We start from the raw sequence: 17,336 nt of genomic DNA on the forward strand, positions 1-17,336 counted from the left end.
GACAAAGGCCTGCTACACAAGCCGGCTCTGCACCACCGCGGCCTGAATGAACGACGCGAACAAGGGATGCGGCTCGAACGGGCGCGACTTCAGCTCGGGATGGAATTGCACGCCGATGAACCACGGGTGGTCCTCGTACTCCACGATCTCCGGCAGCACGCCGTCGGGCGACAGGCCGGAGAACTTCAACCCGTGCTGCTCGAGCCGGTCCTTGTAGGCGGTGTTGACCTCGTAGCGGTGGCGATGCCGCTCGGAGATCTCGGTGGCGCCGCCATACACCTCGGAGACGCGGCTGCCGCGCTTGAGCGCCGCAGGATAGGCGCCGAGCCGCATCGTGCCGCCGAGATCGCCGCTCTTGGAGCGCTTCTCCAGCTCGTTGCCGCGCAGCCATTCCGTCATCAGGCCGACCAGCGGCTCCGGCGTCGGACCGAACTCGGTCGAATTGGCCTCGGCGATCCCGACGAGATTGCGCGCCGCCTCGATGACCGCCATCTGCATGCCGAAGCAGATGCCGAAATACGGCACGTCGCGCTCCCGCGCGAATTGCGCCGCACGGATCTTGCCCTCGGCGCCGCGCTGGCCGAAGCCGCCGGGCACCAGGATGCCGTTGACGTGCTCGAGGAACGGCGCGGGGTCCTCGTTCTCAAACACCTCGCTCTCGATCCAGTCGAGCTTGACGCGGACCTTGTTGGCGATGCCGCCATGCGACAGCGCCTCGATCAGCGACTTGTAGGCGTCCTTCATGCCGGTGTACTTGCCGACGATCGCGATCGTGACGTCGCCTTCCGGATTGCGAACGCGCTCGTTGATCGTGTGCCAGCTCGACAGCGCCGGCGGCACCCGCGGCTCGATGCCGAACGCGGCCAGCACCTCGTCGTCGAGGCCGGCGGCATGATAGGCCTCCGGCACGGCATAGATGTTGTCGACGTCACGCGCCTCGATGACGGCGCTTTCGCGCACGTTGCAGAACAGGCCGAGCTTGCGCCGCTCCTCCTTCGGGATCGGGCGGTCGGTGCGGCACAGCAGGATGTCAGGCTGGATGCCGATCGAGCGCAGCTCCTTGACCGAATGCTGCGTCGGCTTGGTCTTCAACTCGCCGGCGCTCGGGATGTAGGGCAGCAGCGTGAGGTGGATGTAGATCGCGTGATGGCGCGGCAGCTCATTGCCGAGCTGCCGGATCGCCTCGAAGAACGGCAGGCCCTCGATGTCGCCGACGGTGCCGCCGATCTCGACCAGCACGAAATCGTACTCGTCATTCCCGGACAGGACGAAATCCTTGATCGCGTTCGTCACGTGCGGGACGACCTGGATGGTCGCACCGAGATAGTCGCCGCGCCGCTCCTTGGTCAGGATGTCCTGGTAGATCCGGCCCGTGGTGATGTTGTCGGCCTTGGTCGCCGGTCGGCCGGTGAAGCGTTCGTAATGTCCGAGATCGAGATCGGTCTCGGCGCCATCATCGGTCACGAACACTTCGCCGTGCTGATACGGCGACATCGTGCCGGGATCGAGGTTGAGATAGGGGTCGAGCTTGCGAAGCCGGACCTTGTAGCCGCGGGCCTGCAGCAGCGCGCCTAACGCGGCTGAAGCCAGACCCTTTCCGAGCGAGGAAACCACGCCGCCGGTGATGAAGATGTACCGCGCCATGGGACCCTACCTTTAATGCCGCGCGCTCGATTCGCCAAAACGAATCGCTTGCAGCCCGCAACGCTGTCGCGGGCCTGTGGGTTACTTCAAAATCTGAATGGTCTCAGGTACTTGAGACCGCCTCATGACGCAGGACGCCAATTGCGTTCCTGCATGGCTTATCCGCGTTATTGCGATTGCGGTGCCTGCGGCGCAGCCGGAGCCGCGGGAGCCTGCTGCTCGTCGGCCTTCTTGAGCTGGTCGAGCACGCCGCCCCCGGTCGGCGCCACCGGGCTCGCGCCGCCTGACTGGGTCTGCCCAGGCAAGGTGCCGAGAATCGAGGTCGGTTTGCGATCGTAGCCAGCCAGCCAGGTCAACAGCAGGCTCGTCAGGAAGAAGCCGACCGCCAAAATCGCCGTGGTCCGCGTCAGCAGGTTTGCGGTACCGCGGCTCGACATGAAGCCGGCGCCGCCGCCCATGCCGAGGCCGCCGCCTTCGGACTTCTGCAACAGCACGGCGCCGATCAGGACGGCGACGATCATGAGGTGAATGACGATCAAGACAGTCTGCATGGTGACCTTCCGTCACAAGCCCTCGCAGGCCCCGGCCGGAGGCCGGGATCGCGAGAGCTTCGCGGGCTATTCGGAAATTTGCGCGGTGTTACACGATCATGTCGGGCAACGCCACCCCGCAGATAATCGCAGCCGCGCTTCTCACAAGCGCTGCCGCGCCGCCCGTCGTCGAGGCTTGCCCGACCATCCATTTTCTACTATTAGAGACATATGGATCAAATAATAGACGACTTCAGCCAGCGGCTGGCGCGCCGCCTGCTGCTGGAACGGGACAGCCGCGGCTGGTCGCTGGCCGACCTTGCCGAGCGCTCGGGAGTGTCAAAGGCCACCATCAGTAAGATCGAGCGCGCCGAGGTCAGCCCGACGGCGGTCATCCTGGTCAAGCTGGCAAGCGCGTTCGATCTCACGCTGGCCGGCTTGATGCTCCGAGCCGAGGCCCAGTCGGAGCGCCTGTCCAAGGCGGCCGAGCAGCCGGTCTGGCGCGATCCGGACACGGGCTATGTCCGGCGCCAGGTCTTTCTCAGGCCGGATCATCCGATCGAGTTGGTGACCGTCGAGATGCCGGCGCACCGCAGCGTGACCTTGCCGGCCTCCTCCTACATCCACATCCGCCAGCTTCTCTGGGTGCAGAGCGGGCAATTGACCATCACGGAAGGCGCGGAACGCCACGTCCTCGGCCCCGGCGACTGCCTCGGCTTCGGCCCACCGATCGACACCACCTTTGCCAACGAGTCGGACGCACCCTGCGTCTATGTCGTGGCGCTTGCCCGGAGTTGAGAATGTCCGCGATTCGAATTGCATCCCTATCGGACACACCGGTCGTGCGAAGCGCGCTTCGCGCCATGCTGATCGAAACGGTCGCCGATGGTGGTTCGGTCAGTTTCATGCACCCGCTTCGCGAGGAGGATGCCGACGCCTTCTGGCGGGAATCGCTTTCGGCCGCGGCGCGCGGCGAACGAGCCGTTCTTGGCGCCTTCGACGGCGAGGATGTGATTGCGACCGTCACGTTGCAGCTGAAGCTGCCGCCGAACCAGCCGCACCGCGCCGAGATCGCAAAGATGATGACGCGCATCAGCCACCGCAAACGCGGAATCGCGACCGCGCTGCTGCGCGCGGCCGAAAACCTCGCCCGCGCGCACGGTCGGACGATGCTGGTCCTCGATACCGCCGAGGATGGGGGCGCCTCACGGCTTTATGAAAGCGTCGGCTTCCAGCTGAGCGGAACCATTCCGGACTATGCCTTGAAGCCGCATGGCGGCCTTACCGGCACGAAGATCTATTGGAAGCGAATCGAACAGGCGGACTGAGGCGTGCGCTTTCGCTCACGTTGCTTCTCAACAGCCCTTCGCAATGGCGAGAAAGTCTGAGGCTTTCAGGCTGGCGCCGCCGACCAACGCGCCGTTGACATTCGCGACCGCCATCAGCTCGGCCGCATTGGAGGGCTTCACCGAGCCGCCATAGAGGATGCGCGTCCGCGCTCCCTCCTGCTTGAAGCGATCGATCAGCAGCTCTCTGATAAAGGCATGAATCTGCTCGACATCCTTGGCAGTCGGGGTCAGGCCGGTGCCGATCGCCCAAACCGGCTCATAGGCCACGACCAGGTTGCCGGCCCGTGATTCCTGCGGCAGGCTGAGGTTGAGCTGGCCGCGCAGGATGTCGAGCGTCTGCCCTGCATCGCGCTGCTGCTGGGTTTCGCCGACGCAAACGATCGCGACCAGCCCGGCGCGCCACACCGCCTCGGTCTTCTGGTGCACCACAACATCGCTTTCGCCATGATCGGCGCGCCGCTCGGAATGGCCGACGATGATGGCGGTGGCGCCAGCATCGGCCAGCATCTCCGCCGAAACGTCCCCGGTATGGGCTCCCGACGCCTTGGGGTGGCAATCCTGAGCGCCGACCGCGATCGCGCGGGAGCCGCGCGCCCTCTCGGCGAAGCCTGCCACCAGGGTGGCGGGAGGACAGACCAGCAGGTCGGCCTTTCCGGTGACCTCGGCGGCTCCGGCCAGCATGGCGTCGAACTCGGCGGTCGAGGCCTTCAGGCCGTTCATTTTCCAATTGCCGGCGATCAGCGGCCGGATGCGGTCGGTCATGGCGGGATTCCAGCAAATGTTGTGACAGACATCGGCTAGCAGAGCCCTTCGACGAGCACCAGAGCGGGAGCCGTCTTCCCACCGCTTCAATCGGCCTCAGGGCCGAGGTTGCGACCGGGCGGCCGCCTCTTTATAAGCCGTTTCAACTCGGTGACGGCCTTTTGCGGAATCTGCTTTAAGGCGCGGCCTCTTCATCCTTTTTCCTGCAGACAGACTGGACCCATGCTTCGAGGATTACGCAAGGCCTCATCAAACTGGCTCGGCAAGACCATCATGGCGGTGGTCATGGGCGTTTTGATCGTCAGTTTCGGCATCTGGGGCATCGCCGACATCTTCCGCGGCTTCGGGCAGTCGACGGCTGCAACCGTGGGACGCACGGAGATCTCGGTCAACGAGTTCCGGCAGATCTATACCGACCGGCTGCAGCAGATCGGCCGCCAGCTCGGTCGTCCGCTGACCACCGAGCAGGCCCGCATGTTCGGGCTCGACCGCTCCGTGCTGCAGCAGACGATTGCGGAAGCCGCCCTCGATGAGCAGGCTCGCCGTCTCGGTCTCGCCCAGTCCGATGCGGAGACCATGCGGGTGATCCTCAGCGATCCCAACTTCAAGGGCCCGAACGGGGCGTTCGACCCGCAGCGCTTCCAGGCCATCATCCGCAATTTCGGCTTCACCGAGCAGCGCTACCTGGCTGACCAGCGCCGACAGTCGCTGCGGCGGCAGATCACCGGCACGATCGCGGCCGGGCTGGAGCCATCCAACACGATGCTCGAGGCGCTCGGCCGCTTCCAGAACGAGCAGCGCTCGATCGATTACATCAAGCTCGACGCGGCGCAGGCCGGCACCATCGATGCGCCCTCGCCCGAGGTTCTCGCGTCCTATTTCGAAGAGCACAAAGCCCAGTTCAAGGCGCCGGAATATCGCAAGATCTCCTTCGTCGTGGTGACGCCCGAAGAGATCGGCAAGTGGACCGACGTATCTGACGAGGACGCCAGGAAGCTGTTCGACCAGCGCAAGGCGCTGATGGGCACGCCGGAGAAGCGCCAGGTCCAGCAGATGACCTTCCCCACCATGGAGGAGGCGCAAGCGGCGCGCGCCCGGATCGCCGCGGGTGAAGTCACGTTCGACGAACTCGCCAAGGAGCGCAACCTCAACCCAGCCGATCTCGATCTCGGTCTGGTGACGAAATCGGCGATTCTCGACCCTGTCGTTGCCGATACCGCCTTCTCGCTGCCGACCGGCGAGGTCAGCCAGCCCGTCAAGGGCGCATTCAACGTGGCGCTGGTCAAGGTCAGCGCGATTCAGCCGGGCCAGCAGCCCGAATATGAGAGCGTCGCTGCCGACATCAAGAAGGAGATCGCAGCCGACCGCGCCAAGTCGCAAGTCGCCAATCTTCGCGACAAGATGGAAGACGAGCGCGGCGGTGGCGCCAGCGTCGCCGAGGCCGCCAAGAAGCTCGGTCTCAATGCCATCACACTCGAAGCCGTCGACAGGTCCGGCAAGCAACCCAACGGCCAGCCCGTTTCGAACATCCCGCTTGGCCTGGATGTCGTTGCGCAGGCCTTCACCAGCGACGTCGGTGTCGACAACGAGCCGATCTCGTTCCGCGGCGGCTATGTCTGGTTCGAGGTTCTCGGCATCACCCCGCCGCGCGATCGCCCCCTCGACGAGGTCAAGGATCAGGTCGCCGCGCGCTGGCGCGACGACGAAGTCGCCACCAAGCTGCGCGCGAAGGCCACCGAGCTGGTCAAGAAGCTCAGCGAGGGCGGCAAGCTCGCCGACGAGGCGGCATCGCTCGGCGTGAAGGTCGAGACGGCCAGCGCGTTCAAGCGCGACGCCTCGGTGCCCGGCGTCCCCACCGGCGCGATCACCGCCGCATTCCGCACGGCGAAGGACGGCGTCGGCCAGACCGAGGCTGATGGCGGCCGGCGGTGGATTGTGTTCCGTGTCACCGACATCATCGAGCCGAAGGTCGACCTCGCGTCCGAAGACACCAAGAAGCTGAAGGACCAGTTGCAGCGCGCGCTCGCCGACGAGCAAGGCACGGCCTATGTCATGAAGCTCGAGAAGGACATCGGGACGACGATCAACGAGGCTGCGGTGGCCCAGGTGGTCGGCGGCAACAATCAGTGACGGGTTTGCTAGGGGCACGCGTGATGGACGATCTCAAGTCGATCATTGGCAAGGTGGCGACCGGCGCGCCGCTGTCCCGCGAGGAGGCGGCGTCCGCCTTCGACAGCATGATGTCGGGCGAGGCGACGCCGTCGCAGATGGGCGCGCTGCTGATGGCGCTGCGCGTGCGCGGCGAGACGGTCGAGGAGATCACCGGCGCCGTCAGCGTGATGCGGGCGAAGATGCTGCGCGTCGATGCGCCGGCGAGCGCGGTCGACATCGTCGGCACCGGCGGTGACGGCTCCGGCTCGGTCAACGTCTCGACCTGCGCCTCCTTCATCGTGGCCGGCGCCGGCGTGCCGGTCGCCAAACACGGCAACCGCGCACTGTCGTCCCGCTCCGGCGCCGCCGACGTGCTCGCCGCGCTCGGCGTCAAGATCGACCTGAAGCCTGACCAGGTCGGGCGCTGCGTGCGCGAGGCCGGCATCGGCTTCATGTTCGCACCCGCGCATCATCCGGCGATGAAGAACGTCGGGCCGACCCGGGTCGAGCTCGCCACCCGCACGATCTTCAATCTGCTCGGTCCCCTGTCCAATCCGGCCGGCGTCAGGCGCCAGATGGTCGGCGTGTTCTCGCGGCAATGGGTCGAGCCGTTGGCCCACGTGCTGAAGAATCTCGGCTCGGAGGCCGCCTGGGTCGTGCACGGCTCCGACGGGCTCGACGAGATCACCTTGACCGGCCCGACCTTTGTCGCCGCGCTGGAGAACGGTCATATCCGCACCTTCGAGGTCACGCCCGAAGAGGCCGGGCTTGGCCTGTGCGGCAGCGACGGTCTGAAGGGCGGCGACGCCGAAGCCAACGCGGTGGCCCTGCAGAGCGTGCTGGACGGCCTGCCGAGCCCCTATCGCGACGTGGCGCTGCTGAACGCCGCGGCGGCGCTGGTCGTTTCCGGCCGCGCCAAGACGCTGAAGGAAGGCGTCGCAATCGGCCGGGATTCGCTCGACAGCGGCGCTGCGGCGGCGCGGCTGAAGCAGCTGATCGAGGTCTCCAACAGCTGATCCACCGGAGCGTGCCATGTCGGACATCCTGACCAAGATCGAAGCGTATAAGCGCGGGGAGATCGCGGCAGCCAAGCGGGCATGCCCGTTGCCGGAGCTCGAGGCCCGCGCGCGTGACGCTTCGCCGCCGCGCGGCTTCGTTGCCTCGATCCGAGCCAAGCATGCGAACGGTGACTACGCGCTGATCGCCGAGGTGAAGAAGGCCTCGCCGTCCAAGGGACTGATCCGCGCCGATTTCGATCCGCCGGTGCTTGCCAAGGCCTACGAGGCCGGCGGCGCGGCCTGCCTGTCGGTGCTGACAGACACGCCGTCGTTCCAGGGCCATCTCGACTTCATGGTCGCCGCGCGGGCCGCGACCGCCCTGCCCGTGCTGCGCAAGGACTTCATGTTCGACACCTACCAAGTGATCGAGGCGCGTGCTCACGGCGCCGACTGCATCCTCATCATCATGGCCGCGCTGGACGATGCCGCCGCTGCGGACATCGAGGCTGCCGCGCTCGCCCACGGCATGGATGTCCTGATCGAAATCCATGATCGCGCCGAGCTCGATCGCGCGCTGAAGCTGCGCTCGCCGATGATCGGCATCAACAACCGCAACCTGCGAACCTTCGAGACCACGCTGGCGACCTCCGAAGCGCTGGCGCCGCTGGTCCCGGTCGAGCGTCTTCTGGTCGGCGAGAGCGGCATCTTCACGTCGGCCGATCTCGCGCGCCTGGCGCGCGTCGGCATCCAGACCTTCCTGGTCGGCGAGAGCCTGATGCGGCAGGCGGACGTCACGGCGGCGACGCGCGCGCTGCTTGCGCGCAATGCCGCCTCCGCCAGCGCGGCTGAGTGACCATGTCCGACAAGTCGCCCGACGCTCCCGCCCTCACCCACATCGACGCCCGCGGCGAAGCCCGCATGGTCGACGTGTCGGACAAGGCCGCGACCGAGCGAACCGCGACCGCCGAGGGCCGCGTCGTCATGAGCCCGGCGACGCTCGAGCTCATCCTGTCCGGCAACGCCAAAAAAGGTGACGTGCTCGGAACTGCCCGCATCGCAGGCATCATGGCCGCCAAGCGGACCTCCGAGCTGATTCCTCTGTGCCACCCGCTGGCGCTGTCCAAGGTCTCCGTCGACATCACGCCCGATGCCGCGCTACCCGGCTGCCTCGTCAGCGCCACCGTCAAGGTGACCGGGCCGACCGGCGTGGAGATGGAAGCCCTGACGGCCGTGTCCGTCGCCTGCCTGACCATTTACGACATGATCAAGGCGGCCGAGCGCGGCGTACGCATCGAAGGTATCCGCTTGACCGAAAAGATCGGCGGCAAGTCCGGGCACTATCGCGCCTGAAGAGATTACCAAGCCAAATACAACTTCGAATTAATTGTTCGCTAACTCAACTTCCTAACCTCACTTCCATCGCGGACCGATAGCAATGGTTGTGGGAGGGACATCGTAGCGGTCCATCCCGAAGCGCCGATCGCAAGCGTATTCAGGACCGATGACGACCGATACCACCAGTCCAGGGAATGCCCTCAGAGCTTCGACCGACCGCGGTGGACCGATCCGCTGGCTGGTCGGCGGAGGCCTCGTGCTGATTGCAGCCATCGCGATCGGTACGACCATCATGGCCGACAGTTTCCGGGAACGCGCGCTGAACAGCGCGACGCGCGAGCTGGAGAACACCGTCCTCCTGCTGGCGCGCCATTTCGATCAGCAGATGGAGGATCTCGGCGCGATCCAGCGCGATCTCGCCAACTACGTCCGACAGAACCACATCGACAGCGGCGCCCGCTTCAAGGAGCAGATGGGAAGCGCCGCCGTCAATGCCATGCTGAAGGACAAGCTGAGCGCGGTGACCTATGTCGGCGGTTTGAACATCTTCGACTCCGACGGCAACCTGATCAACTCCGGAGCGGCCTGGCCGGTGCCGCCCGTCAACATTGCCGATCGCACCTTCTTCAAGCGGCTGAAATCCGATCCGACCGCGCCGCAACTGCTGATCGAACCGGTGGTGGGCCGGATCACCGGCACATATGTCGCAGTCATTGCCCTGAAACTGACCAGTCCCAACGGCGAGTTCCTGGGCATCATCAGCCGCAGTCTCGAACCCATCAATGTCGAGCGGTTCTTCGCCTCGGTCGCGCTCGGTCCCGACGCGGCGATCTCGATGATGCATCGCGACGGAACCCTTCTGGCCCGCCATCCACGCCATGAGGGCATGCAGAACCAGAACTACAAGAACGCGCCGATCTTCCGCCAGATCCTGGCCGGCGATGGCAACACCACGGGCATTTTCAGCAGCCCCGTCGACGGCGAGCACCGCATCGGCGCATCGCACCGGCTGACGAGCTATCCCTTGATCGTGACTGCGACGACGACGGTCTCGGCGGCGCTCGCCGACTGGCGCGAGCAGATGCGCTTCCTGATCGCCGTCGGCGTGACGTCGGTGCTGCTGATCGCCGGCATGCTTTACGTCGTGGTGCGCCGGCTGATCAGCGACCACGACGCCTCCAGCCGCCGCTTGACGCTGGAGAAGGAACGGCTCGACAAGGCCGTCAACAACATGACCCAGGGCCTCTTGCTGTTCGATGCATCGGAGCGCCTGGTCATCAGCAACCAGCGCTACGTCGACATGTACGGCCTGTCTGCTGACGTCGTGAAACCAGGCTGCACGTTTCGCGCGCTGATCGCGCACCGCAAGGCCACCGGCTCGCTGGCGGGCGACGACGTCGAATATGCCGATGCGGTGCTGCGCGACATCGGCCGCAAGACCTCGCAGATCATCGAGACCACGGACGGTCGCTGGATCCAGATCGTCAACGAGCCGATCGCGGGCGGCGGCTGGCTCGCCACCCACGAGGACATTACCGAGCGCAAACGGTCCGAGGAGCAGATCACGCATCTGGCGCACTACGACGCCCTGACGGATCTGCCGAACCGCACCCTGTTTCACGAGCGCCTCAAGGAGGAGCTGACCGGCGTCCCCCACGGCCGGCGCCTCGCGCTGCACTACATCGACATCGACGAGTTCAAGGGCGTCAACGATTCGCTCGGCCACCTCATCGGCGACGAGCTGTTGAAATCCGTCGCGGCGAGCCTGAGCGCCTGTGTCGGCACCGCGGGGTTCGTCGCCCGCCTTGGTGGCGACGAGTTCGCCGTGGTTCAGACGGCGATCCGCAACCGGGAGGATGTCGAACAGCTGATCGAGGATATTCTCGGCGCGATCCGCGCTCCGCGTGACTGCCTCGGCCATCAGCTCACCGCCGACGCCTCGATCGGCGTGGCGTTGATCCCCGAGCACGGCACCGATCTCGACCAGATCATGAAGAACGCCGATCTGGCGATGTACGCCGCCAAGGCCGCGGGACGCCGCACCTGGCGCTTCTTCGAGCCCGAGATGGACGCCCAGATCAAGGCGCGCCACCAGCTCGAGGTCGACCTGCGCCAGGCCATGGCCGACGATCGACTCGAGGTCTACTACCAGCCTTGTCTGAGCCTGCAGGACGACCGCATCGTCGGTTGCGAGGCGCTGGTGCGCTGGAGGCATCCGACCCGCGGCGCCGTCTCGCCGGCCGAGTTCATTCCGATCGCCGAGGACACCGGCCTCATCAACCTGCTCGGCGAACGCGTCCTCCAGGTCGCCTGCACCGAGGCGGTGAGCTGGCCGGACGACATCCGGCTCGCCGTCAACGTCTCGCCGGTGCAGTTCAAGAGCGGCACCCTGGCGCTCAAGGTCGCCAATGCACTTGCGACCTCCGGCCTGCCGCCGCATCGGCTGGAACTCGAGATCACCGAAGCGGTGCTGATCCGCGACGACGACGCGCTCGACACCCTGCACCAGTTGCGCGCGCTCGGCGTCCGCATCGCGCTCGACGATTTCGGCACCGGCTATTCGAGCCTCAGCTATCTCCAGCGCATTCCGTTCGACAAGATCAAGATCGACCGCTGTTTCGTCAAGGACATCACCGATAGCGAGGGTTCCGCGGCGATCGTCCAGGCCGTGGTCAACATCGCCGCCATCCGCAAGATGTCGACGACCGCCGAGGGCGTCGAGACCGAGGCGCAGCGGCAGGTGCTGAAGCGGCTCGGCTGCTCGGAGATGCAGGGCTATCTGTTCAGCCCTCCGAAGCCCGCAGCCGACGTGCGGCAATTGTTCGCTGCGCAGCGCGCCAATCCCTCATCCGGCCGCCGTTCGCGCTCGGACGCCGCCTGAGCCGGTTCCGAACCGATAAATACCGTTGCAATTTGAGGCTTTTCCGCAAGCCAGATTCAAACCCTGCCGACCGGTCGTGCCTTGAAGTCCACGGCTCCGCCATGATCTACGGGACACAGACGGACATACTCCGTGTTCGCCTGTACACACTGGTCGAAAACCACGGCGGGACGGCCTCAGGGCCGCCCCGTCGGGTGTGAGCATCGCAAGCCGCGCACCCGCCCGCTTCGCAGATCAGTTCGGCACCGCCGCCTTGGCGCGGACGTCAGCGTTCACCGTGACGCCCCGCAGCACGTTGAATGCGGCGTGCAGCGCCTTGTCGTCCTTCTCGTCCGGCGGAACGTAGGACTGCGAGCCGGTCTGCTCGGTGCCGTCGGGCGCCGAGAGATGGCCGCGCATGCCGGCCTCACCCTTGAGATCGCCGCGATCCTTCAGCTCGTCCGGCACGTCCTGCTTGACCTCGATGTCCGGCGCGATGCCCTGCGCCTGGATCGAGCGTCCCGACGGCGTGTAGTAGCGCGCCGTGGTCAGCGCCAGCGCGCCGTTGCCGGCGCCGAGCGGAATGATGGTCTGCACCGAGCCCTTGCCGAACGAGCGCGTGCCGACCAGGGTCGCACGCTTGTGATCGTGCAGCGCGCCGGCCACGATCTCCGACGCCGAGGCCGAGCCGCCATTGATCAGCACCACCAGCGGCTTGCCCTTGGTGAGGTCGCCGCCGCGCGCGGTGAAGCGCTGCGTCTCCTCCGGATTGCGGCCGCGGGTGGAGACCACCTCGCCCCGCGGCAGGAATGTGCTGGAGACCGACACGGCCTGATCGAGCAGCCCGCCCGGATTGTTGCGCAGGTCGACCACGTAGCCGGCGAGCTTCTCCTGCGGGATCTCCTTGGAGATGCTGGCGACCGCCTTGCGCAGACTCTCGGTGGTCTGCTCGTTGAAGGATGTGATGCGGATATAACCGATGTCGCCGCCTTCGGTGTGATAGCGCACCGGGCGCACCTTGATGATCTCGCGCGTCAGCGTAACGTCGAGCGGTGCGTCCTTGCCCTTGCGCATGATGGTGAGCTTGGTCTTGGTGTTGACGCCGCCCTTCATCTTGGCGACGGCCTGCTCGAGCGTCAGTCCCTGCACCGCCTCGCCGTCGATCTTGGCAATGAGATCGCCCGAGAGAACGCCGGCCTTGGACGCGGGCGTGTCATCGATCGGCGCGACGACCTTGACCAAGCCCTCCTCCATGGTGACCTCGAGACCGAGTCCGCCGAACTCGCCGGACGTGGTCTCCTGCATGTCGCGCCAGGACTTGTCGTTCATGTAGCGCGAATGCGGATCGAGCGACGACACCATGCCGTTGATGGCGCCTTCGATCAGCGCGGGATCGCTCGGCTTCTCGACATAGTCGGCGCGAACACGCTCGAACACCGCGCCGAACAGATTGAGCTGCGAATAGGTGTCGGCCATGCCGGCCGCGGCCTTGGCCTTCGCAACGAGTTGCGCGCCGTCGGGACCCGTGACCATCAGGGTCAGACCGACGCCGGTCATCGTGCCCGCCAAGAACAGCCAGTTTTTTCGCATTGTTTGCTTCCCGAGCGTTTGTTGGATGGCCGGCCGATCAAATGGTCCGCACGCATCGCCGGCGCGATTTGTGTTGCGAACACACACCACATTTCCGGTTTCTTCAAGGCCGATATTGCGCCGCCGTACCGGGGCCCGACCGCCGGCGCTCGCATCCGAAATGGACGTTCACAGGCTGAAATCAAGCTCAAGGCTGCGCCGGCGCCGGGCCCGGCTGAACATACCCCGGCTTTCACGGACACCCATGATCACAATTCGACGAGCCGTGTACCACGCCGCGATTTGATGGCCTGGGCCTGCGGGGCGCCGCTCCCCGCGCGCGCCCGGGAAGCTCGAGTTCGGAATGGCTTGCTCCCGGCCCGCTCGATGGGCAATGCTCCGCAGCAAAACCGCAAGCATGACAGTCGCTGGGAGGCAAACATGAACCAACGGACCCCGATCGAGGCCGGGTGGCGGAACGTCGAACTCGGCTCGAGCGACGAGAAGTTCCAGAACCTGCACGAGCTCATCCGCAAGGCGCGCGCCCAGCTCAACCAGAACGCCTGGGACTACATCATCGGCGGGGCCGAAACCGAGACCACGCTGCGCCGGAACCGGATGGCGCTCGACGAGATCGCGTTCCGTCCGCGCGTGCTGCGCGACGTGTCCAGGGTCGATGCCTCGGTCGAAACTTTCGGACGCAAGCTGCGCCTGCCGGTGGTCATGGCCCCGGTCGGTGCGCTCGAAATCTTCGATCCGGCAGGGGCGGCCAGCGTGGCCCGTGGGGCGGGCCGATTCGGAGCCGCGCACATGCTGAGCTCGGTGTCGGAACCCGGGCTGGAGAAGACCGCCGAGGCCGCGCCCGACGCGCTGCGAATCTTCCAGCTCTATGTCCGCGGCGACGACGCCTTCGTCGAGGACTATGTGAGCCGGGCGGTCGCCAACAGCTACACCGCGTTCTGCCTGACCGTCGACACCGCCCATTACAGCCGGCGTGAGCGCGACATCGCCAAGCGCTACGTCCGCGAAAGCCGGCTGCGCGCGACCGGCGGCGACCACCAGAAGGCGCTGAGCTGGCACACCGTCAAGCTGATCAAGGACAAGTTCAAGCTGCCGCTGATCATCAAGGGCATCGCGACCGCCGAGGACGCGCAGATTGCGGTCGATCACGGCGTCGACTGGATCTACGTCTCCAACCATGGCGGCCGCCAGCTCGACCATGGCCGCGGAGCCATGCATGTGCTGCCGGAGATCGTCGCCGCCGTGAAGAGCCGGGCAAAGATCATGGTCGACGGCGGCTTCTGCCGCGGCACCGACATCGTCAAGGCGATCGCCTCCGGCGCCGACCTCGTCGGCATCGGCCGGCTGCAATGCTGGGCGCTCGCCGCGGCCGGCGAGGACGGCATCCTGCGCATGCTCGAGCTGCTGGAGGACGAGGTCATCCGCGCGCTCGGCCTGCTCGGCGTCACCTCGTTCGCGGAGCTGAACGCGTCCTATCTGCATCCGGCGGCCGCCACCAACCTGCCGAGCGTGGTCAGCGCGTTTCCGCTGGTCGACATCGAGCCCTACCGGTATTGAGGAGGCGCCGCTTCCGTCCCACGCAAGGCATCGTCGACCCGCCCCATGCCCGCCTCCGCTCTCCGCCCCGGCGTCGCCGACGCGCTGCTGTTCGACCTCGGCCGCGTCGTCATCGACATCGATTTCGTCCAGGTGGTCTCGCGCTGGGCAGCGCATGCCGGCTGTCCGCCGGAGCGCATCGCCGCGCGCTTCGTGCGCGACGAGATCTATCACGGGCACGAGCGCGGCACCGTCTCCGATGCCGCGTTCTTCGCCAACCTGCGCCGGCAGCTCGGCATCGACATCACCGACGCGCAGTTTCTCGAGGGCTGGAACGCGATCTTCGTCGGCCCGATGCCGGGCATCGCCCCGCTGCTCGCACGCGCGACTTCGAGACTGCCGCTCTATGCCTTCTCCAACACCAACCAGCCGCACATCGATCACTTCTCGCCGCGCTATGCCGACCTGCTTGGTCACTTTCGCGAGATCTTCCTGTCGTCGTCGATCGGCCTGCGAAAGCCGGATGCCGAGGCGTATGATCACGTGGTGCGGGCGATCGGCGCGCCGGCCGAGCGGATCGTTTTCTTCGACGATCTCGCTGAAAACATCGACGGCGCGCGAACGAGCGGGCTGCAGGCGGTGCTGGTGCGCTCGACGGCCGACATCGCCGCGGCGCTGGAGGCGCTCGGGATCTGATCGCGTCGCGCAAGGGTGCGTCATGGCCAGCGGCGTGACGTTCTGAAAGGCTGCGCTCGCAATGACGGTGCCCACTCGTGCAAAATTGTTCTCGCGACACGATGTGCCCGAGCTTTGCTGCTCTCATTTCACCCTCCTCCAATCGGAGGGCGCAGGGAATGCCGGGCTGCAGGCCGCAACCCATGGCCCGCCTGCAGAAAAAAAGCAGGCGGCAGTCACCACAGGTCCAGCCGACATCCGGCATTCCCTGCGCGATGGTCTTCACGCTTATACGCGATCTCCCCGGTGCCCGGCTTGTTGGCCACCGTCGCCGACGGGATCATCAGCACCCTTCGGCTTGGCATCAGCTTCGGGATGCCAGGACCACGCGACTTCACGTCCGCGCCATGCCGTTCGTCCGCGCGCCATCAGGGCACGCTGCGACACGTCGCGGCCACCGCATCCCGCGCTCCACGTCCGTGACGATCGCGAAGCGCCCCTCCTGTCGAGCACGGGACCAAATCAGCATAGCAGCTTTTTCCGAAAAAGCGAATCCTAAATGCGACCGCCGGCAACGGCGCCATCCGGCCCGTCTCCCGCCACATCCGCTGGCCGCAGACGAGCCGGCGCCTAAGCGCATCGGCATCGGCGGCGAGATCGTCAAGATCGCGCCGTGCTCGATGACCATCGTCGGCACGCTCGCCGATTGGTCGCAATGGACCGGCGTGACCTTCGACAGCTCGGGCGAGATCGAGGTCCCCGGTGCTCTCGTGCCCGTGCTCGCGTCGGTCGAGCACGACCGTGCCGCCTATGTCGAGCCGAATGTCTGGATTCGGCATCCGCTCTGACGCGGTGCAGGTCGTCCGCGCGACGATCAACGCGCCGGCACGACGCGCTCGTTGAGAAATCCGATCACCACGTCGAACGCCTGCCGTCGATTCCGCTCCATCAGGATCATGTGCGTGCCCTGCCCGATCTCGACCAGGCGCTTGTATGGCGCGCTCACGAGGCGAACGAACAGGTCGTGCGCCATCCCGAAGCGGACATCCACATCCCATTCCGTCGCGAGCACGAGAACCGGGCAGTCGATCGTGCTGGGATCGTAGATCGGCTGGTCCACGGTCCAATGCTCGTCCATGTGGCGCGTGCAGATCGAGGGCGTCGCGGCAACGCATATGACGATCGCCTATGACCGGCGCGGATTTGGTGAGACGGTCGCCTATGAGGAAGCTCATTCTCCGGTCGAGGACCTGCTCGCCGTCGTCGACGCGCTCGCGCCGGCGCGGCCGGCGACGCTGATTGCCTGCTCGCAAGGAGGCCGCATCGCGCTCGACTTCGCGCTTCGCCATCCGTCACGTATGGCATCGCTGGTGCTGATCGCACCTTCGATCAGCGGCGCGCCGGAGCCGATCTATCCACCGGAGATCAAGGCGCTAACGGCGTCGTTGGCCGCTGCCGAGGCCGCACAGGATTGGGATCGGGTCAGCGCTATCAAGGCGCATCTGTGGGTCGACGGTCCCTTGCAGCGCGAGGGACGCATCTCCGGCGAGCCGCGCGAGACGTTCCTGAAGAAGAACGCCGCCGCACTCCGCGCGCCGCCAACCGGCGCGACTCTCGATGTGGCACCAGCCTTCCCACGCCTCGCGGAGATCGTCGCGCCATCGCTCGTCATCCGGGGGGACTTGGACTTTCCTCACATCCAGCAGCGAAGCAGGCTGCTCGCCGCAACAATGCCGAACGGGTCAGGACATGAGCTGGCCGGAACGGCGCACCTGCCGAGCCTGGAACGTCCGCAGGAGGTCATGCGGTTGATTGCGGACTTTCTCGCGCGATCGTGAGGCAGCGGCCCGGAAACGGCCCACAGCAGACGGTCAGAACGCAGGGAGCGGCCTAGGCCCTTGGCCGC

Annotated in this window: 16 protein-coding genes; 11 read left to right on the forward strand and 5 right to left on the reverse strand. The window is 66.1% G+C overall.

Annotated elements, in window-relative coordinates:
- Nucleotides 1-12: 12 nt before the first annotated feature.
- Both ACQR03_RS07765 and secG read right to left on the reverse strand, forming a co-directional pair.
- A complete protein-coding gene (locus tag ACQR03_RS07765) occupies nt 13-1,644 on the reverse strand; it encodes a CTP synthase (RefSeq protein WP_315711639.1) in 1,632 nt (543 codons plus the stop codon).
- 167 nt (nt 1,645-1,811) lie between these two features.
- Nucleotides 1,812-2,195, reverse strand: coding sequence for a preprotein translocase subunit SecG (gene secG / locus ACQR03_RS07770; protein WP_316185825.1), 384 nt, complete (start codon nt 2,193-2,195; stop codon nt 1,812-1,814).
- Between the two features lie 210 nt (nt 2,196-2,405).
- Here secG and ACQR03_RS07775 point away from each other — a divergent pair, with 210 nt between their 5' ends.
- Together ACQR03_RS07775 and ACQR03_RS07780 are read left to right on the forward strand one after the other, a co-directional pair.
- Entirely contained in the window at nt 2,406-2,972 is a 567-nt protein-coding gene (locus ACQR03_RS07775; RefSeq protein WP_315711636.1) for a helix-turn-helix domain-containing protein, read from the forward strand.
- A gap of 2 nt (nt 2,973-2,974) precedes the next feature.
- Complete coding sequence (locus ACQR03_RS07780; RefSeq protein WP_315711635.1) at nt 2,975-3,502, forward strand: GNAT family N-acetyltransferase; 528 nt, start codon at nt 2,975-2,977, stop codon at nt 3,500-3,502.
- A 27-nt stretch (nt 3,503-3,529) separates the two neighbouring features.
- Here the strand turns inward: ACQR03_RS07780 and tpiA are convergent, their stop codons facing one another.
- Nucleotides 3,530-4,285, reverse strand: coding sequence for a triose-phosphate isomerase (gene tpiA / locus ACQR03_RS07785; protein ID WP_315711634.1), 756 nt, complete (start codon nt 4,283-4,285; stop codon nt 3,530-3,532).
- 222 nt (nt 4,286-4,507) lie between these two features.
- On the opposite strand from tpiA, the gene ACQR03_RS07790 reads away from it, so the two are divergent.
- From ACQR03_RS07790 to ACQR03_RS07810, 5 genes are all read left to right on the forward strand, one after another.
- Nucleotides 4,508-6,415, forward strand: a complete 1,908-nt coding sequence (locus tag ACQR03_RS07790) for a peptidylprolyl isomerase (protein WP_315750928.1) — start codon at nt 4,508-4,510, stop codon at nt 6,413-6,415.
- Between the two features lie 23 nt (nt 6,416-6,438).
- Nucleotides 6,439-7,452, forward strand: coding sequence for an anthranilate phosphoribosyltransferase (gene trpD / locus ACQR03_RS07795; protein WP_315711632.1), 1,014 nt, complete (start codon nt 6,439-6,441; stop codon nt 7,450-7,452).
- A gap of 16 nt (nt 7,453-7,468) precedes the next feature.
- Nucleotides 7,469-8,287 carry an indole-3-glycerol phosphate synthase TrpC gene (gene trpC, locus ACQR03_RS07800; protein ID WP_315711631.1) on the forward strand — a complete coding sequence of 273 codons (819 nt, stop codon included), beginning with the start codon at nt 7,469-7,471 and terminating at the stop codon, nt 8,285-8,287.
- Nucleotides 8,288-8,289: 2 nt separating this feature from the next.
- Complete coding sequence (gene moaC / locus ACQR03_RS07805; RefSeq protein WP_315750926.1) at nt 8,290-8,784, forward strand: cyclic pyranopterin monophosphate synthase MoaC; 495 nt, start codon at nt 8,290-8,292, stop codon at nt 8,782-8,784.
- A gap of 151 nt (nt 8,785-8,935) precedes the next feature.
- Nucleotides 8,936-11,650 carry a bifunctional diguanylate cyclase/phosphodiesterase gene (locus ACQR03_RS07810; protein ID WP_315750924.1) on the forward strand — a complete coding sequence of 905 codons (2,715 nt, stop codon included), beginning with the start codon at nt 8,936-8,938 and terminating at the stop codon, nt 11,648-11,650.
- 234 nt (nt 11,651-11,884) lie between these two features.
- On the opposite strand, the gene ACQR03_RS07815 is transcribed toward ACQR03_RS07810, so the two are convergent.
- A complete protein-coding gene (locus tag ACQR03_RS07815; protein WP_315750922.1) occupies nt 11,885-13,219 on the reverse strand; it encodes a S41 family peptidase in 1,335 nt (444 codons plus the stop codon).
- A gap of 420 nt (nt 13,220-13,639) precedes the next feature.
- On the opposite strand from ACQR03_RS07815, the gene ACQR03_RS07820 reads away from it, so the two are divergent.
- The 3 genes from ACQR03_RS07820 to ACQR03_RS07830 all read left to right on the forward strand — a co-directional run bounded on the left by ACQR03_RS07820 (nt 13,640) and on the right by ACQR03_RS07830 (nt 16,278).
- Nucleotides 13,640-14,776: an alpha-hydroxy acid oxidase gene (locus ACQR03_RS07820; protein WP_315750921.1), complete on the forward strand. Its 1,137-nt coding sequence runs from the start codon at nt 13,640-13,642 to the stop codon at nt 14,774-14,776.
- A gap of 45 nt (nt 14,777-14,821) precedes the next feature.
- Nucleotides 14,822-15,451 carry an HAD family hydrolase gene (locus ACQR03_RS07825; protein WP_434841170.1) on the forward strand — a complete coding sequence of 210 codons (630 nt, stop codon included), beginning with the start codon at nt 14,822-14,824 and terminating at the stop codon, nt 15,449-15,451.
- 182 nt (nt 15,452-15,633) lie between these two features.
- Nucleotides 15,634-16,278 (forward strand): hypothetical protein, encoded by a 645-nt coding sequence (locus tag ACQR03_RS07830; protein ID WP_316175268.1) that lies wholly within the window; start codon nt 15,634-15,636, stop codon nt 16,276-16,278.
- Between the two features lie 26 nt (nt 16,279-16,304).
- Here ACQR03_RS07830 and ACQR03_RS07835 read toward each other — a convergent pair whose 3' ends face one another.
- Nucleotides 16,305-16,568, reverse strand: a complete 264-nt coding sequence (locus ACQR03_RS07835) for a hypothetical protein (protein ID WP_315750918.1) — start codon at nt 16,566-16,568, stop codon at nt 16,305-16,307.
- Between ACQR03_RS07835 and ACQR03_RS07840 the strand changes: the two genes are divergently transcribed.
- Entirely contained in the window at nt 16,567-17,268 is a 702-nt protein-coding gene (locus ACQR03_RS07840; protein ID WP_434841171.1) for an alpha/beta fold hydrolase, read from the forward strand. The two genes, ACQR03_RS07835 and ACQR03_RS07840, sit on opposite strands and share 2 nt — an antisense overlap.
- Nucleotides 17,269-17,336: the final 68 nt, after the last annotated feature.

It is taken from the genome of Bradyrhizobium sp. HKCCYLS3070 (genome assembly GCF_051167575.1).
Classification (GTDB): Bacteria; Pseudomonadota; Alphaproteobacteria; order Rhizobiales; family Xanthobacteraceae; genus Bradyrhizobium.

Bases quoted from the DNA above. Each gene is read 5' to 3' on its own strand.
- moaC (WP_315750926.1), top strand. From the start codon at position 8,290: ATGTCCGACAAGTCGCCCGACGCTCCCGCCCTCACCCACATCGACGCC.
- ACQR03_RS07840 (WP_434841171.1), top strand. From the start codon at position 16,567: ATGTGGCGCGTGCAGATCGAGGGCGTCGCGGCAACGCATATGACGATC.
- trpD (WP_315711632.1), top strand. From the start codon at position 6,439: ATGGACGATCTCAAGTCGATCATTGGCAAGGTGGCGACCGGCGCGCCG.
- ACQR03_RS07780 (WP_315711635.1), top strand. From the start codon at position 2,975: ATGTCCGCGATTCGAATTGCATCCCTATCGGACACACCGGTCGTGCGA.
- ACQR03_RS07825 (WP_434841170.1), top strand. From the start codon at position 14,822: ATGCCCGCCTCCGCTCTCCGCCCCGGCGTCGCCGACGCGCTGCTGTTC.
- ACQR03_RS07775 (WP_315711636.1), top strand. From the start codon at position 2,406: ATGGATCAAATAATAGACGACTTCAGCCAGCGGCTGGCGCGCCGCCTG.
- tpiA (WP_315711634.1), bottom strand. From the start codon at position 4,285: ATGACCGACCGCATCCGGCCGCTGATCGCCGGCAATTGGAAAATGAAC.
- secG (WP_316185825.1), bottom strand. From the start codon at position 2,195: ATGCAGACTGTCTTGATCGTCATTCACCTCATGATCGTCGCCGTCCTG.
- ACQR03_RS07820 (WP_315750921.1), top strand. From the start codon at position 13,640: ATGAACCAACGGACCCCGATCGAGGCCGGGTGGCGGAACGTCGAACTC.
- ACQR03_RS07790 (WP_315750928.1), top strand. From the start codon at position 4,508: ATGCTTCGAGGATTACGCAAGGCCTCATCAAACTGGCTCGGCAAGACC.
- ACQR03_RS07830 (WP_316175268.1), top strand. From the start codon at position 15,634: ATGGCCCGCCTGCAGAAAAAAAGCAGGCGGCAGTCACCACAGGTCCAG.
- ACQR03_RS07815 (WP_315750922.1), bottom strand. From the start codon at position 13,219: ATGCGAAAAAACTGGCTGTTCTTGGCGGGCACGATGACCGGCGTCGGT.
- ACQR03_RS07765 (WP_315711639.1), bottom strand. From the start codon at position 1,644: ATGGCGCGGTACATCTTCATCACCGGCGGCGTGGTTTCCTCGCTCGGA.
- trpC (WP_315711631.1), top strand. From the start codon at position 7,469: ATGTCGGACATCCTGACCAAGATCGAAGCGTATAAGCGCGGGGAGATC.
- ACQR03_RS07835 (WP_315750918.1), bottom strand. From the start codon at position 16,568: ATGGACGAGCATTGGACCGTGGACCAGCCGATCTACGATCCCAGCACG.
- ACQR03_RS07810 (WP_315750924.1), top strand. From the start codon at position 8,936: ATGACGACCGATACCACCAGTCCAGGGAATGCCCTCAGAGCTTCGACC.